The organism is Bacillus sp. ABR (genome assembly GCF_056172715.1).
The window spans coordinates 41367-57245 of record NZ_JAOYSL010000006.1; the positions used below are offsets into that span (position 1 = coordinate 41367).

At 40.1% G+C, this 15879-nt stretch carries 13 protein-coding genes; 3 read left to right on the top strand and 10 right to left on the bottom strand.

Translation table 11 applies throughout. From position 1 onward, the window contains the following. Positions 1-8: 8 nt before the first annotated feature. The 6 genes from OIT90_RS17280 to OIT90_RS17305 form a co-directional block, all read right to left on the bottom strand. Positions 9-935 (bottom strand): ABC transporter substrate-binding protein, encoded by a 927-nt coding sequence (locus tag OIT90_RS17280; protein ID WP_048240082.1) that lies wholly within the window; start codon positions 933-935, stop codon positions 9-11. A gap of 110 nt (positions 936-1045) precedes the next feature. Then, the gene (locus OIT90_RS17285) at positions 1046-2650 is read right to left on the bottom strand and encodes a helix-turn-helix domain-containing protein (RefSeq protein WP_474892772.1); all 1605 of its coding nucleotides are present in this window, start codon (positions 2648-2650) and stop codon (positions 1046-1048) included. A gap of 69 nt (positions 2651-2719) precedes the next feature. Next, entirely contained in the window at positions 2720-3760 is a 1041-nt protein-coding gene (locus OIT90_RS17290; RefSeq protein WP_024425818.1) for an NAD(P)/FAD-dependent oxidoreductase, read from the bottom strand. A 152-nt stretch (positions 3761-3912) separates the two neighbouring features. Then, on the bottom strand, positions 3913-4542 hold the full coding sequence (locus OIT90_RS17295; protein WP_059377652.1) for a rhamnogalacturonan acetylesterase: 630 nt from the start codon (positions 4540-4542) through the stop codon (positions 3913-3915). Between the two features lie 152 nt (positions 4543-4694). Next, entirely contained in the window at positions 4695-5159 is a 465-nt protein-coding gene (locus tag OIT90_RS17300) for a DUF6884 domain-containing protein (protein WP_474892773.1), read from the bottom strand. Further along, positions 5160-5705 (bottom strand): VanZ family protein, encoded by a 546-nt coding sequence (locus OIT90_RS17305; protein WP_126681339.1) that lies wholly within the window; start codon positions 5703-5705, stop codon positions 5160-5162. Between the two features lie 176 nt (positions 5706-5881). On the opposite strand from OIT90_RS17305, the gene OIT90_RS17310 reads away from it, so the two are divergent. From OIT90_RS17310 to OIT90_RS17320, 3 genes are all read left to right on the top strand, one after another. Next, on the top strand, positions 5882-6460 hold the full coding sequence (locus OIT90_RS17310; protein WP_126681428.1) for a TetR/AcrR family transcriptional regulator: 579 nt from the start codon (positions 5882-5884) through the stop codon (positions 6458-6460). A gap of 80 nt (positions 6461-6540) precedes the next feature. Then, on the top strand, positions 6541-6885 hold the full coding sequence (locus OIT90_RS17315; RefSeq protein ID WP_047202046.1) for a DMT family transporter: 345 nt from the start codon (positions 6541-6543) through the stop codon (positions 6883-6885). Position 6886: 1 nt separating this feature from the next. Then, positions 6887-7201, top strand: coding sequence for a DMT family transporter (locus tag OIT90_RS17320; protein ID WP_003217878.1), 315 nt, complete (start codon positions 6887-6889; stop codon positions 7199-7201). 40 nt (positions 7202-7241) lie between these two features. Here the strand turns inward: OIT90_RS17320 and OIT90_RS17325 are convergent, their stop codons facing one another. The 4 genes from OIT90_RS17325 to OIT90_RS17340 all read right to left on the bottom strand — a co-directional run bounded on the left by OIT90_RS17325 (position 7242) and on the right by OIT90_RS17340 (position 15426). Then, complete coding sequence (locus OIT90_RS17325) at positions 7242-8054, bottom strand: leucine-rich repeat domain-containing protein (protein ID WP_339209155.1); 813 nt, start codon at positions 8052-8054, stop codon at positions 7242-7244. A 285-nt stretch (positions 8055-8339) separates the two neighbouring features. After that, positions 8340-8666: a hypothetical protein gene (locus OIT90_RS17330; protein WP_039177201.1), complete on the bottom strand. Its 327-nt coding sequence runs from the start codon at positions 8664-8666 to the stop codon at positions 8340-8342. Further along, the gene (locus OIT90_RS17335) at positions 8659-9261 is read right to left on the bottom strand and encodes a class D sortase (protein ID WP_339209153.1); all 603 of its coding nucleotides are present in this window, start codon (positions 9259-9261) and stop codon (positions 8659-8661) included. Before OIT90_RS17335 ends, OIT90_RS17330 begins: the two co-directional genes overlap by 8 nt. 21 nt (positions 9262-9282) lie before the next feature. After that, a complete protein-coding gene (locus OIT90_RS17340; RefSeq protein WP_474892774.1) occupies positions 9283-15426 on the bottom strand; it encodes a SpaA isopeptide-forming pilin-related protein in 6144 nt (2047 codons plus the stop codon). Between the last annotated feature and the right edge of the window lie 453 nt (positions 15427-15879).

A 15879-nucleotide genomic window follows, 5' to 3' on the forward strand; every position in this document is an offset into this window, starting at 1 on the left:
CAGACCTCCTAATGATGAGATAAATCTGTCAATAAATCAGCAAACTTTTCAGCTTGATTCATGACTGCAATGGGATCATAAGGCCAAAAGAATTCTGCATCCAGTTGATAGGTCTGTTCCTTTTTGACAGCTTTTAAACTCTTCCAGATGGAATTATTTTTATCAAATGTCCCGCCATTGGATTCATCAATGAATATATAATCCCCTGCATATTTCGGAAGGGTTTCATAGGAGAGTACCTCATAGCCTGTTTTACTATTTAAAATTGTATCTTTGACCTCTTTTGGCGGATTCACTTTCAATTGTTGATATAGTGCTTGTCCACCTCGGTAAATTCCGTTCCCATACACAAACACATCATTTTTAAATGCGCCCATGATGGAAACTGTTTCATTCTCTTTTAATACAGATTTTACTTTTTTTCGAGCTGCTTCGATTCGTTGGTCAAAGGAGGCGAGAAACGCCTTTCCTTCCTCTTCTTTGTTTAACACCTTGGCCAAGGTTGTGATTTCTTCATGTGCGTCTTTGAATGAATTGTAAGGATATACGAGTGTTGGTGCTATTTTTTTATACACATCATAGACTTTTTCATCCTGTACTGCGGTGATAATTAGATCAGGCTTTAAGCTGAGTGCTTTTTCAGCTGAACGCTCGTCACTAATGTCCTCTATACCTTTGATCTTGTCCTTCAAGTGTACATTCTTTAAATCTTGAGTCGTTGCACCTACAGGGTGAACATCCAATGCAATTGCACTGCCTAAATATCCATCTATGAGAACGCGTTTTGGGTTTGCTGGAATGTCGATTTTTCCTTTAACAGTCTCAATGGTTTTCGTTTGCTGCTCTGTTTCTGCCGTTTTGGCTTCTTCTTTTTTGCCACAGGCTGACAATACCAGCATGAAGATGACAGCACATATCCAATATGTCTTTTTCATATGAGTATTCCTCCTTCATTTCCTAGATACAAATGAGAATAATTATCAATTACTAGTCTCATGTATTCTACCAACCTCATACGAAGTGGTCTATGGAGGATTCTCGCAACTTACATATGGACAATTGTTGGATTGGCTGCCACAGTCAATCGGGAGACAAAACGGTCAATCAAATGAAGAGCCCGCTCCCCTTCATCAAATCGAAAATCCTCTAGCTTTAATGGGTAGAAGGTTCCATTTTTCACAGCGGACAATTGACGAAGAACATCGCTTTCCTCCATCCGCTGATCCATTTGTTCATACCACCCATGTTCAACACCTACAATAAAAAACATGTGATCCGCCTCGTATTCTCTTAACCTTTCTAAAGGAATGACTGTATGTTGATTGGGGAGAAGAACTTCTTCTAGAATCGTCTTCGGAGGCTTTAAGTCAAGCGTTTCGTAAAGGTAGAAGGCACCTCTAGCATCATAGGACCACATGTACACTTTGTCATGTCCTCTCATTTCATAAATCGCGACTGTCTCTCCTTTTTCCCTAAAGGAAGATAGATCATTTCTTGCCTTTTGACTCAGATGTTCGAAGCGTTTCACCCAATCAACTGCCTCTTTCTCTCTTCCTAACAGGCGCCCTGTAGATAAGACCTCTTTTACAACATGACCACCGGCATATGGCAGAACAAGGACAGGGGCAATTCGCTCCAACCGCTTGATCAACGCAGGCTTCGAATAAAAATAGTTAGGAATAATGATTAAATCTAGTTGAAGTGATTTGAATACGTCATCAGGCGTGTGTTCATCTATGACCAGCGTACCGGCCAGCTGATCTTTGAGTATATCTGAATGGAGAAAGGTATCTTGGTCAATGCAGACAGGGCGAATGCCTAGCGCGCCCAATAACCCGACAAATTGAAAAGCAGCAATTCGCTCTGGTCTTCGAATGTTTCGGAACTGACTAGGGGACCTTCCTGTTTTCTGCCTGAATTTCCTGCTGAAATATAAACTGTCTGTATAGCCCACTTGTCGCGCAATCATTTGAATTTGATCATCTGTTTGCAGAAGCCGTTTTTTTGCTTCATCTATTCGAATTTGTGCAATATAATCACTCACACTCTGTCCCATACTTTGTTTGAAAAAGGTCGAAAAATAACTCTCATGAAAACCCATCTTATGGGCTAAGTCTTTTCTCGTAAGCTTTTTTTCATAATGCTGCGCCATATACTGCAAAATCATTTCAATTGAATAATGCACCTTCTCAGCGTATGGCTTGGATTGACGATGAAAAATGTGCATGATGTCCTCCAGCCTTTTCTCCTGTTCTCGGATGCACTGACTCACCTTCATTTGTTTGATGTAAGAAAACAGCACGGCAGAGCCTTTGACCATTGCTCCATTATCCGGCAGATCATCATAACTCATCTTAAAAACCAATTCATTTTGCGCATCATTTGTCAGGATAAACTGATCAAATGTGATCGTATAAATCGCCACCTGTTCGTTGGATAAAGATTGGAGCATGACATTGATACCTGAGCGGATCAACATACTGTCTTTTGCGTTGAGCTGATATTGCAATCCTTCCATTTCAATTCTCACAGATCCGTCGCATGTCAAGAACATAGGGAAAGATGTATGCCAGGAGACTGTTTGTTTGACAGAAAGAGATCGCTCTTTACTTTCTTTCATGCGCAGAATGGTATGAGTACGGGTTGTCATTTTCTCTTTCTCCTTCCATATAAAAAAAGTGCTAAAATTTTAGCACTTCAATGTTTGACTGGATATTCATCAGCGAGCTCCAGCTGTTTGTAATTCTTTGTTTTTCTCCTTAAAGCGTTCATTATGAGAGGAAACGTATGCCACTTTTTCGGCTTCTGGTTCGATGTAAAGCTTTGCGCTATTCAGCGCATTGACTCCATCCACAAACGTACCAGCAATTAAGCGGACCTTGCTTTTATGTGTACACAAGTCGCCTACTGCATAGACGCCCGGTAAATTGGTTTCCATTTTTTCATTAACCTCGATCAGTCCCCATTCACCTTGCTTGAGACCCCATTCTGATAGCACGCTTAAATCGCCTTTCATCCCGTGATTAACGATCACAGCATCTGTTTCGATTCGTTCTTTTTCACCTGTCTCTATGTTTTGAATGGTGACGGCATCAATTTTGTCACCTTGACCATGCAGTTCTGTCAGTTCATGCGGGGTTAAAATTCGTTTGCAAGTTGCCTTCATATTGGCGACGTTTTTCTCATGTCCGCCAAACATGTCACGGCGATGCACAACGGTGACACTTTCAGCAATTGGAGCAAGGGCATTGGCCCAGTCAACCGCTGAGTCGCCGCCTCCAGAAATCACAACCCGCTTCCCTGCAAATGTCTTGAGCTCTTGGACAGTGTAATAAAGGTTTGTCACTTCATAGCGGTCCGCATGCTCGATTTCAAGTTTCCGCTGAACTGGAATGCCGTGACCCATCGCTAATATGAGGGTCTTTGTCAAATGACGATCACCATTTTCAGCCGTCAGCAGGATATGATTATGTTCATCTCGCTCGAATGACGTGATTTTTTGATTCAGTGCAATCTCTGGTTCAAATGTTTTCGCCTGAGTTTCCAGCTGCTGTATCAGCTGTTCTCCTCTTGTTGGCGGCAAACCGCCGACATCCCAAATGACCTTTTCAGGATACAGAAGGATCTTCCCACCAAGGCTTTCGTTGTACTCAAGTACCTTCGTCTTTAAGTCCCGCATCCCACTATAAAAGGCGGTGTACATGCCTGCTGGCCCGCCGCCAATAATGGTGACGTCAAACAATTCAAGCTGATCTGTCATTTGAGTCCCTCCAGTTTTCCATCGAATGATCTATTTATCAGTGATATTGATTCTCATTATCATATGTATCTATTGTAGTCTACTCTAGTGAAGGGAATCAATAGCTTTCTGCAAAAAAGAACAGGACGAGCGCTCACTCGTCCTGCCTTTCATCACACGATCGTTAAACCAAGGTCTTTTAATTCAAGAGAAACAAGTCTTGCAATCGCATCTGCGCCTTCTTTTGTAAAGTGCGTGCGATCCTCAATTCCTGTTGACAGCATAAAGTAAGAGGTCGTTTTCTCTATGCCGGAAATTTGATAAAACTGAAGACTTGCGGTATTTAAATCGACGAGAAGAACTTCTTCTTCATCGGCTAATTCTTTCATAGCGGCACAGTAATCAGGAAAATCGTTGATATATTCTCCGTCTTTTTCATGAAAACGGCCGACTGGAGTGAGTAAAAGTGGTGTTGCCCCTTTTGCCCTTGCTCCGTGAATATATTGAGACAGGTAGCTTTTATACGTCGTGAAAGGATCTGTATGGCGCTCGGGCTTCTCCTTGGAAGCATCATTGTGCCCCATTTGTGTGAAAAGCCAGTCTCCTGGCTGAATGTCAGCCAATATGTCATCAAGGCGTCCTTCTTCAATGAATGTTTTTGAGCTTCTTCCACCAATGGCACGATTGTCGACGTGAACGCCGTGCGCTGTATAGCGGTGTAAAAACTCTCCCCATCCTCCTTGAACAGGACGATCTGGATAAGATGAAACGGTCGAATCACCAGCTAAATAGATGGTTGTCATGTTCATACGCCTCCCTTTTTCATTGAGCCACTTCACCCGAGCGATACGGGCATCCTAATGGCTGCTGAAAAGATATGAAACAATCAGCATCGCTATTTCAATTATTCTCTTTTTAATGGTCAAAACCCTGCTTACCGGTAGATGTGAATGTGTTAAATATGCGGCGGAAGTTCTATTTTTGATTCCACTGCTTGATGTAACGCCTGAAGCATATAGCCAATTCCTTTATATGGAGCCAGCGGGTAATTCGCTTTTTGATGAGGATGTAATAAAGGGTCGATCACTTTTCGATATTTCTTCCCACCTAGTACCACCAGTTCATCATATGCGAAAAGATTTTTTTGATGAAATTGCCGGCTCAGTTCTTCTCGTGTGATCTGCTTAGCATGCGGTATACCAAAAGCCACATCATAATTTTCATGTATGATATCATCTGCCTTTAAGAATCCGTGCTTCGCTGATAAGATCGTCCAGTCTGAAAAGAACGTTTGAGCATAGCTTTTCGTACGCTGATGCAGGGGACTTAAATAAACAAGGTTCGCTGGCTGGCTTCCTGCCTCTGGATCGACGTCCCAAATTTTCTTCGCGCCACATGGAATAATACAAACTCGCTTCACTCAGGTTTTCTCCTTCCTTTTTCGATAGATCTGATACACGATACAGCCTAGCGCTGTGCCAAGTGTATTTAAAAGAATATCATCAATATCGCTGCTTCTTGTAATGATACCAGATTGCGAGAACATCCATTGGAGCACTTCGATCATGGTTGACAGGAGAAAGCCGCCAAGAACCGCCTTTTGCCAGCGCATCGTTCGAAAGGCTTGATAAAGAAAAAAACCGAGTGGGACAAATAACAATATGTTCCCTGCTAAATTTAAAAAGACGAGATTTGGGTAGCCGTGATGGTAGGCGTGAAGATTTTGATAAATGGACTGCAAAGGCATGAGATTCACACTCACCTGATCCCTTGGGGCGGAAAAACGATTTGGAAAGACCGTCAAATATAATAAAACATTCGTATAAATAAACAGGCAGGCAAGGACCAATTCTGTTCGTAAATAGATAAAACGATGTTGCTTCTTTGCCTGTCTGTATCTCATATGTAAATAGAGCGGGACGAGCAGGAGAAAATAAGCAATGGAAAACATAGCACTGGATGTCATACAGAAAGCTGCCCCTTTCTCACATGATGATGCTTGACCATATTTACAGCTTATTCAGGCTTGCCTGCATCTATTCATCACTTATTCTCACATTCAATGAAGAGAAAACCATATTGACAAATCGTCATTTTCTCGCTAAACTGAATGACATTCAGTCATTTAAGGTCGGTGATGATATGTCGAAACGAGAAAAGATTATGCTTGCTGCGATTGATGCGTTTAAAGAAAAAGGCATTGAAAAGACGACCATTTCGGATATTGTGAAAGCAGCAGGAGTAGCGCAAGGAACGTTTTATTTATATTTTCCTTCAAAGCTTTCCGTCATGCCTGCGATCGCTGAACATCTGATCGCTCAGATGGTGCCTGCGATCGAAAAGGAATTCACTCAGCATGCAGATGTCCTCGATCAAGCAGATGCGCTTGTTGAATTTATTTTTGCTTTTACAAGGAAATACCGTGATGTCCTTGCCCTCACCTACTCAGGCTTAGCCGCCACCGAGCATTTAAAGGAATGGGAAGATATTTATGAGCCGATTTACAAATGGGTCGCTGCTTTTCTAGAAAAAGCAAAGCAGGATAACCGAGTCCGTGCGAATTTGAACTGTCAATACGCGGCGAAATTCATTATTGGTTTACTCGAATCGTCTGCTGAGCAAATGTACTTATTTACGGAAACAGATACAGAAGAGGTTCTGATTCAAAAGCGAGAGGTGAAGCAATTTCTTCTTTACGCACTTGGCATAGAGACACCTTAACTTAGTACAGCACTTGCTGTACGCTCTTTTTTGGCTTTAAAATGACGAATCGTCAGTTTTGAGTTTTAGGAGGAAATACAATGAAAAAAAGCTGGATGTATGTTGCACTCACTTGTTTATTCGAATTACTTTGGGTGTTTGGTTTAAATAGAGCAGATGCGTTGTGGGAGTGGGCCATCATTATCTGCCTGATCCCGGTTGATTTTTATTTTTTAATGAAGGCCTGCGAAAAGCTGCCGACAGGGACTGTGTACGCCGTGTTTGCCGGTGTTGGAACGATTGGGACATCTTTGATGGATTATGCCCTGTTTGGCGGTTCGTTTTCATTTGAAAAACTCTTATTTATGGGCATTTTAATTCTCGGGATTATTGGACTGAAAGTGTCTGATGGAGATGCACATGAGCAGAAAGGAGAAGCGGTATAACATGGGCTGGTTTTTTGTACTGTTAGCCTCTGCCTGCGAAATCGGCGGGACCATTGGCCTCAATATGTTTAGTAAGAAAAAGCAAATCACGACAGGCATTTTATTTGTCGGCGGGTTTGCGTTATCCTTTTTGTTTTTATACGCCTCGTTCTCGTCCGTTCAAGTATCCGTCGCTTATACGGTCTGGATCGGGCTTGGAACGGCGGGCTCTGTCTTGTTTAATATGATTCTATTTAAAGAGCCGAAAAACATGATTCGTATACTCAGCCTGCTGCTGATTGTGATTGGTGTGGTTGGGCTGAAGTTGTTTGCGTAATAGAAAAAGTAATGGAATTGATTTTCCATTGCTTTTTAAGTTAATTTATATACTTTTGTTGGTACGCTTTAAATTGTTTTTCGTATTTTTGCAACTTTGCCCCATCCACTTTTGAATTTAATTTCGGTTTTCGCTTTCCAATCACCATCACATCTTTATCTACAATAGGACTTGATAAAAAGATGTATGGTGCAAAACGATCACACTTCGTATTTGGGAGGGTTACGGATAATCTGGCATATTCTTCTGTCGGGAATTGGTTCGAAATGTCAAGTTCCTTGAGTCCCTCTAATTCCGATATTGGCTCTAAAGACTCGTCCTTCACTTTTATATTTGATAAGCACAGATATTTTAAATTCTTGAGGTATCTTAAAGGTTGAAGCGTATTTAAATTTAATGAATTCCAAACCCCGCCTGACAATTCTAGCAATTCTAAACCAGTGTTTTTTTGCAAAGGGGCTATGTCATTCAACTTTGAAAAATCTTTTATGGATAAAGATTTTAAAAACGTGTTTTTTGATAAATCCCATAAACTTTGTGCCTTTGTATTCCATTCAAGTGCCAATACCTCTACATCTTTAAGAGAACTTATCATTGATAAATCTTCTACTCTCAGTTCATGCACAAAGAGCATTTTTGGATTAACTAAACTCAAGATCGTATTGAATTCCTTTTGGTCCACTTTGTAAATCCACAATTTCGTCAGGTTAGAAAAAGATTTCAATTTTTCAATGTTTATTGTTTTCCCTATAATTAACAACTCAGTAGAATTTTCATCTACATCGGCTAAATCATGAACAACTTCTGGTCGTTTATCATGATGAAAAATATATTGGGGGTCTTCTTTTAGCATGCTTTTACCTCCACACCTATAATCAAGGAATATCCAAATAAATTTTATCAGTATTTAGGAGTCAACACATTATGATCTTTAGCATTTTCTACTATTTCTTATGAAGCAGTCATTGGAGACTATCTGCTAGTCAGCGGACTTCTACCAATTGATATGCTAATTTTAGTAGATAATAAAGTTAGCAAAACGCCTATATATAACAAATAAAAGAACTCTAATTCGTATACGAATTAGAGTCCTCATGATATGACTGATTTTATTTTTCTACCTTAAAATCTTTCTCGTTTAATGGGTATCTTGCTGCTCAAGCAATAGATCCATTGCGTAAATCGATTCGCCTTTCTCATCCAACAGAAAGTACACAATCAAAGGTTCTCCAAAAGCTGCTGTCTGTTGCGTGAACAAAACACATGTGAATTTTTCAATACCAACTGGCAGCTTTCTTTTTAATAAAGGGTGAAGAATAGGTGAAGCCCGAATTGTATCTACATCAACATCCCAACATTCGTTTTTTAAAGTTGGATATTGCTCTGATAACAATTGGTGTAACATGCCGGTCGTGAGCGCTGCTTTTCCATCGCATCCATCATTTATTATGTTGGTGTTATACATCCGACAGCTGTTCACCCTTTGAAGCGTTGATTCGTATTCCTTTTAAGACAAAGCGTTTCTGACCATCAAGTGTACAAGTGATCAATGTCAGTTCATTTTTCCCGCGATCCTTTAATACATCCACATCCGTCGGTTCTATCGTAGCAGAGCTGACAATTTTATATTCGTATGTTTCAGCTTGATGATGTAAGACGACTTTTTCTCCTTTAGGTACCTCTGGCAGCTGCCGGAAAAGGCGGTCGCCTCTATACCCTCTATGGCCTGCAATCGTGAAATTTCCTTCACCTGGCATTTGATGAGATTTGATTTGAGTCAATGCAATGCCTAAATTTTCTTTTGTTGTAACAGGCAGCACTTTTTCGTTTAAATCAATTGACGGGATCTCTAGCTCCATCACATCTCGCAGGTCTTCTTCTGACACAGTTAAATGTAGAATAGAAGAAAGGGCATCACTTTCATTTTCTTCAATCATCTTTAATGCCTGTTCCATTGCTGCTGTCTCTTGAGAAGTTCGCCACTCATATAGAAAAGGAACGGAGATGAGCATCAGCCCCGTGACCACCAAAAAGCTGCCTAATAAGGTTCTTTTTTTCATCAATACACTCGTTCCTTCCTCTTACTGAATGGTTCTTCTTCTAAGAACAAGAAGAACAGTTCCAGAAGCTACTAGTAAAATCCCTGCATACATCAAGTAACGCAGCCATTCTTCTCCAGTCTTTGGCAGCTCTCCGTTTGAGTCATGAGGCGGATGTTGATCCCCTTTATCTGAAGCTGGAGGATTCGTGTGGTCCTCTTCATTCTTCACTGGTGCATTTTTCACAATCATTGTCTTGATCTCCACTTCGCCCATTTGAATTGTAAAAGCGAGCGGTTTCTTTAAAGCTACATAACCATCTGGTGCTTTTGTCTCTGTGAGTAGATACTCTCCAGGTTTAAGCCCTTTGACAATGGCTTCTCCGTCTTTTCCTGTTGTCACAGATTTTATGGTTTTCCCAGCTTTTGTACGAATGTCAAAGGCTGCCCCTTTTAAGGTTCTATCTGTCTGCTGGTCTACCTTTATGATACGCAGACTTCCTAAGATCAAGTGATTCTTCGCTGTTAATTGAAGCGGCTTCTGCTGATTTTTCTCAATTGTGAACAGGATCGGCTTATTATCCAATTCATAACCATGAGGTGCTTTCGTTTCAACGAATTGATATTCTCCCGGTTTTAGATCGTTGATGTGAAGCTTTCCTTTTTGGTCCGTTACAAGTGATTTCTTCAACGTTTTTCCTTCTTTACTCAGAAGAGCAAACTCTGCATTTTCCAGCGGATGTCCCTCATCATCGATTTTGGTCAGTTCCACTGCTCCCGGCGTCAGTTTGTTGATCATTTCTACTTTTGCTGGTTTGTCTTGACCTAAACGAATCGTAAATGAGACAGGTGTCTGATCCAATTCATAGCCGGCAATGCTTGCTGTTTCGACAAATCGATAGGTTCCTGGCTTCAGTTGATCGACTGTCAGTTGACCGTTTTTGTCTGTCTTTAAGTCTTTCTGAATACGCTGATCATGCTCATCCATCAGATCGAAGGTCACCCCAGCGAGCAACTGACCATCCTCTCCTTTTTTCTGAAGCTTCACAGCACTTGTCGTCCGAATATTTTCTTTTGTCACTTTCACCAGTTGATTTGGGTTGAAATCAATTTTAAATTCTACTGGTTCTGCATCTAGTTTATGTCCAAACGGAGCCTTCGTTTCAACCAATTGGTAAGCGCCTGGTTTCAAATCGTTGACAGTGATGATGCCTTTCTCGTTTGTTGTTAAACCTGACATCATTTCTTTGCCATCGTCATTGAAAAGTGTAAATTCTGCGCCTTTCAATCTTTCTTTTTCTTCCCCTATTTTTGTGAGTTCTACAGAACCTTTCTTGAGCTGATTGATTGCCTCCACTTGAATCAATTCTTTTTGACCTAATTCAACTTCAAAGACAAGTGGTTTCGTACTCAATTCATAGCCTTCAAGACTCTTTCTTTCAACAAATTGATAGGTTCCAGGTTTTAGCCCTGTGAAGGTGATCTTTCCATCCTGATTGGTTGTAATTCCTTCTCCTCCTGCCACTATCTTTCCTTTATCATCAGATAGATCAAAGACAACCCCTTCTAATGATTTCCCATCTTCGCCTTTTTTGTGGAGCAGCACTCCGCCTGTTTTGCGGCTATTTTCTTTTGTCACACTGACCAGCTTCTCAGGGTTAAATGGAATAGCAAAAGTGACAGGTGTTTCGTCAAGCTCGTGACCGAATGGCGCCTTCGTTTCAACAAACTGATAGGTTCCAGGCTTCAGATCGTTGACGATGATCTTCCCGTTCTGATCAGTGACAAGACCTGTTTTCATCTCTTTTCCATTTGCATCTATAAGCTTGAATTCTGCTCCTTCAAGCACATCATCCTTTTCACCGAGCTTCGTGAGCTGGACAGATCCAGTTTTGAGATCATTGATCACTTTGATTTCTGCCGGTGTTTTTTGTGCGATTTCGATGGTAAAAGGATAAGATTTATTTTTCTTTTGGTAACCATCAATACTCTCTGTCTCCACGAGCTGATATTTGCCCGGTTTGAGGTTATCAACCAAAAGCTTCCCATCTTCATCTGTTGTCAAATCTTTACGCACGACTTTCTCATTTTGATCCAAGACTTCAAATCGAACACCTTGAAGCTTCTTGCCATCTTCCCCTTCTTTTATCACTTGTAATGCACTTGTTTCATAGAAGTTCTTTTGCGAAATGACGATTGGTTCCTTTGGATCAAGTGGTACTTCAAATTTGATTGGCGTTTCATCTAATACATAACCATCGGGTGCTTTTGTTTCAATGAGCTGATACGTGCCCGGCCTTAGTTCGTTTATCGTGATCTTGCCATTTTCTCCTGTGACAAGCGAACCTTTTAGCTCATGCCCATCTTGATCTAAAAGCTTGAACTGTGCACCTTCTAGTCGCTCTCCGCCTTCACCTATTTTGCTCAATTCTGCAGAGCCTTTGATGATGTCATTTACTGCAGTTACAATTGTTGTTTCTGTTTGATTTTCTTTAATGGTGAACGGCCATTTTTGCTGATTTAATTGATAGCCTTTCGGTGCGTTTGTCTCAACAAAATAATAGGAACCTGGCTCAAGTTGTTTGAAAAGGATTTCTCCTTTTTCGTCCGTTTTCAAATCGGTTTGGACGGTATCTCCAGATTCATTTTTCAGTTCAAATTCTGCATTCTCTAATGCTGCACCCGTCTCTTTGTCTTTTTTCGTTAACTTGACATGCTGGCGGATTTCTTGGTTTTGCACCGTCATGCTATTTCCTGATTTCGCTTGATCTCCAGATTCGTAAGGCTGATCAATCGTTACATGGATCGGATCCTTGGTTTTAATATAACCATCAGGTGCTTTCTCTTCTGTCACGATATAGTCACCATACAGAAGACGATCAAATCGAAGAGATCCTTCTTCATCTGTTGTCTTTGTACCAATGACGATGCCACTCGCAGCATCTGTAAGTGAGAAGGTTGCTCCTTTTAGCGCTTTTCCAGTACTCGCATCTACCTTTTTAACGGTTAAAGCACCAATCGCTCCTGTGCCGTCCCCCATGCCAGCGGTGCGTTTGACCACAATTGAGGCTTCGGATTCCTTTTTGATTTCTTTTACATTTTCACCTCTAAACGTTACTTCGTTTTGAAGTGTACTTCCCACCTTATCTAAAATGAGAGATTGGTATTCCAAAATATATGGTCTCGTGATTTCTTCTTTAAATTTGATTTGAAAAGAATCTGGGTCGAATTCAAGGTCTAGTTCGTAATCCTTCCCTTTTTCCAACTCTTCTGCTTTTGTCACTTGCCCCTTTTCATCTATTGTCGTCGAATAGAGATGAAATGAGTTTTCTATTATGGCTTGGTTACTGCTTGGATGGTCTATAATCGTCGCATCTTGGACTGTTGATTGACCAAAATTGATATTTACTTTCCAATCAATAACTTTCCCTTGTTGATTTCCTGATTTGCTCGTGTATTTCCCTCCATTTGGAATGGACACCACAGCATTCACATCTGATTCTTTTGTCTGTCCATCATAAAGGGTCGCTTTATTTTCGTAGGTTTTCTGTACTAAATCCATTCCTTCAACACTTGTTTGATACGTGATTTTGTATGGGGAATCAATGGCTTTTTTGAAGATGACTTCGAAGCCTGTTTCTCCCTTTTCATTTTCAAGGAATTTGATGTCATAATGTTCTTTCGCTAATACCTCTTTTTCTTCTGCTCCATTTTCCCCGCCTTGTAAATCAAGCGAATAGACGGTGATTGAATCTTTAAGCAAACGCTGATTTCCTTGAATGAAATCCTCGATTCTCGCCTCTTCTAGATGTTTCAAATTATAGTTCACACCGATATTCCATGTGATCTCTTTTTTCTTTGCATCATAAGTTCCGTTCTTAAAACCATTAGACTGCGTGTATGTGTCCGGTGTGAAGACAGATTGATTTTCCTTCGTCAAATCCTTGCCATCTTCATTTACCCATTCAAGCTTTACATGATTACGCAGATTCTTTTGGTCTTTATCTGCTCTTTTTTCATAATCAAAAGACGTTGTATATGTGACGATATGTTCTGTCTTAATTTCTTTTGTAAATTGAATATCAAATCCATTTTCATGTTCAATTATTAGGTAATCTGTGCCTTCTTCAAGCACTGAATTGCCTGTCGTCACTTTTAAACTATCTTTTTGCAGCGTCAATCCTTCGTTTGTAAACGTATCTTTTAATATCAAATTGTTCATCGTTTGTTGATCTTTGTTGAAGGTGATACGCCATGGAATAGTCTTGGTCTTGTAATTTGGTGTTCCATGATTTTTCGTTAGGATTTGCTGGTCAATTCTTTGCTTCCCTTGTTTGCTCTCTTTGCCAGCTGTTACGGTATTGATGATCTCTTCAGCTTCAAAAACCCGCTCGGTTGCTTTTGTTTGATAGGTGATGAGATAAGCTGATTGAATATCTTGATTGAATTGCAAGGTAAACCCGTTTTGTTCATCCTTTTTTTGAGGTTGAACTACATAATTTTCAAACGCTTTTGTCCCTGCTTCGTTGCCATTTTGATCAATTGTGACTTCTTTGACTTGAAATGAATCAGAAATCAGCGCCTGTGTACCATTAAAGTAGTCTTCTAACAAAGCATCCTTTTGAGCCAGCTTTTTTTCGTTATAGTTATATCGAATTTCCCAAGTAATCGTTTGTGTGACTGGATCGTAGTGAGCGGCTTTTTTATTTAAAGGACTGCCTCTTGTCACATTCACTGTGCCTTCTGCTGAACTGATCACTTTATCACCGGAAACTAGGGACGCTTTATTACGAAATGCAGACTGATCTTGATTTGTAATGTCCGTTTCATACATTAAACGGTAAGCTAGATGCACGTCATCTTTAAATTCAATCGTGAAATCTTGACCATCTGCTGTTTGGCCGATTGTATAGTGGTTTTCGTCAAGCAGCTGACCAATCGATGTTTCCCCATTTAGCTTTGTATCAATACGATAAAGCTTGATTGAATCTTTTTTCAATGCCTGACCTTCTTGAATCGGATCTAATAGCTTCGCTTGTTTCACATCGTCTAAGTCCATATTAAAATCTACTGTCCATTGAATGGTTTCAGCATTGTAAGATCGATTTGGTTTTCCCTTTTTAGAGACGTTTGGACCATTTGGAATGTATTGAATCGGAATAGATACCGTATCCTTGCCTTCAATCGGGGTAATGATGACTTCTTTTTCTTCAGTGATGACTGTTTGTTGATCTAATTGCGTCCAAACTTGAAGTGTTCCATGGATATTTGAATATTGTTTAATAAAATCGGTGAACTCGATGGAGGCATTTCCACTCTCATCTACAGAGAAATAACCAACGGTTGCCTGATTAAATTTCATCTCGAGACGATCGATTTTTTCGTAAATCACTAATTCCTCTGGAACCTTGAAATGGAATTCATCTCCGCCATTATAGCTATGCCCATTCGGGATGGCCCACTCATAGTTAATGGAAATCAGCGAGTTGATATCAGGTTTCTCAATTGAATTTCCTTCCGGATCTTCAAATATTAATTTCGCATCAGTGAGGAGATTTTCTTGTATCAGCGTTTGTTTTGTAACACTTTGCAGCCCTGCACGCTTAGACACGCTCACTTTATTTTTTAGTAATTCATCTTCTTCGTTTTGTTTCGTTTGAGCGGCTTCTTGATTGTTAGAAGCTTTATCTTTCTCAGATGAGGTTGAGTCATCTTTTGGAAGGCTTTCTTCACCCTCATTTTGCTTTGTTTTCTCTTCTTGCTGAGTTATACTGGTGACATCGATGTCAATTGATCCTTCTAAATTTGGATCGATCTCAACATCTTCTTTAAATTTTACCGTCACTTCATTTTGTTTTGAAACGGTATATTCGCCAACAGGTATGTCACCTACAGTAATGGGTTCCTTCTGCTCCTTCTCTACCTGGATGGCTGAAGGAAGAGTGAAAACATACGGATATTGTTTTTTTAGATCAATTCCTTTTATTGACCAATGCACAGTGGCCTTTCTTACTTGCTGATCTTCCATGCTTGATAACTTATTGCCTTCGCTATCAGCAAACTCAATATCCCCATAAATATTTTCTTGAATTTCTTTTGCTTGTGCCCCTGCTAAAGGCAAGACTCCTAATATACTAGACTGTATGACTAGCACTGTAATGAGTGCCAGCGACAATATTCTTTTCAATACATCCACCCTTTTCTAAAATTAATTTTCAACAATGATAAAAAATCAGTTGTATACTGTCAGATCAATCACTCCGCTTCTGATCAAATATTTTCTAAAAAATTGCACCTTACGACCCTATGAATAAAATGAGTTGATCAATCATGATAGTGGATTCAATAACTGGATTGGGGTCCATAGAAATGGGGAATAGTGAGAGGGATCATGAAAGAATAAATATGAATTTTTCTATTGATACTTGAATGAACAATAAACGATGTGTACATGCATATATAAGCATGTATTCACATATAGTTCGTTCATATGAAACAAGCATGTATCATATGGTATGTATGGTTAGACAGTTCAGCATCATATAGACCGCATTCCTTTCTACTCCCTTTCATATGGTAATCAAAAATCTGCTGCATTTTATTCTTTCATTTACCGTTTCAACAGCAAAAAAATAAACAA

Coding starts and splice junctions, on each gene's coding strand:
- OIT90_RS17320 (WP_003217878.1), top strand. CDS start 6,887: ATGGGCTGGTTTTTTGTACTGTTAGCCTCTGCCTGCGAAATCGGCGGG.
- OIT90_RS17305 (WP_126681339.1), bottom strand. CDS start 5,705: ATGACATCCAGTGCTATGTTTTCCATTGCTTATTTTCTCCTGCTCGTC.
- OIT90_RS17290 (WP_024425818.1), bottom strand. CDS start 3,760: ATGACAGATCAGCTTGAATTGTTTGACGTCACCATTATTGGCGGCGGG.
- OIT90_RS17335 (WP_339209153.1), bottom strand. CDS start 9,261: ATGAAAAAAAGAACCTTATTAGGCAGCTTTTTGGTGGTCACGGGGCTG.
- OIT90_RS17295 (WP_059377652.1), bottom strand. CDS start 4,542: ATGACAACCATCTATTTAGCTGGTGATTCGACCGTTTCATCTTATCCA.
- OIT90_RS17315 (WP_047202046.1), top strand. CDS start 6,541: ATGAAAAAAAGCTGGATGTATGTTGCACTCACTTGTTTATTCGAATTA.
- OIT90_RS17325 (WP_339209155.1), bottom strand. CDS start 8,054: ATGCTAAAAGAAGACCCCCAATATATTTTTCATCATGATAAACGACCA.
- OIT90_RS17285 (WP_474892772.1), bottom strand. CDS start 2,650: ATGACAACCCGTACTCATACCATTCTGCGCATGAAAGAAAGTAAAGAG.
- OIT90_RS17310 (WP_126681428.1), top strand. CDS start 5,882: ATGTCGAAACGAGAAAAGATTATGCTTGCTGCGATTGATGCGTTTAAA.
- OIT90_RS17330 (WP_039177201.1), bottom strand. CDS start 8,666: ATGTATAACACCAACATAATAAATGATGGATGCGATGGAAAAGCAGCG.
- OIT90_RS17280 (WP_048240082.1), bottom strand. CDS start 935: ATGAAAAAGACATATTGGATATGTGCTGTCATCTTCATGCTGGTATTG.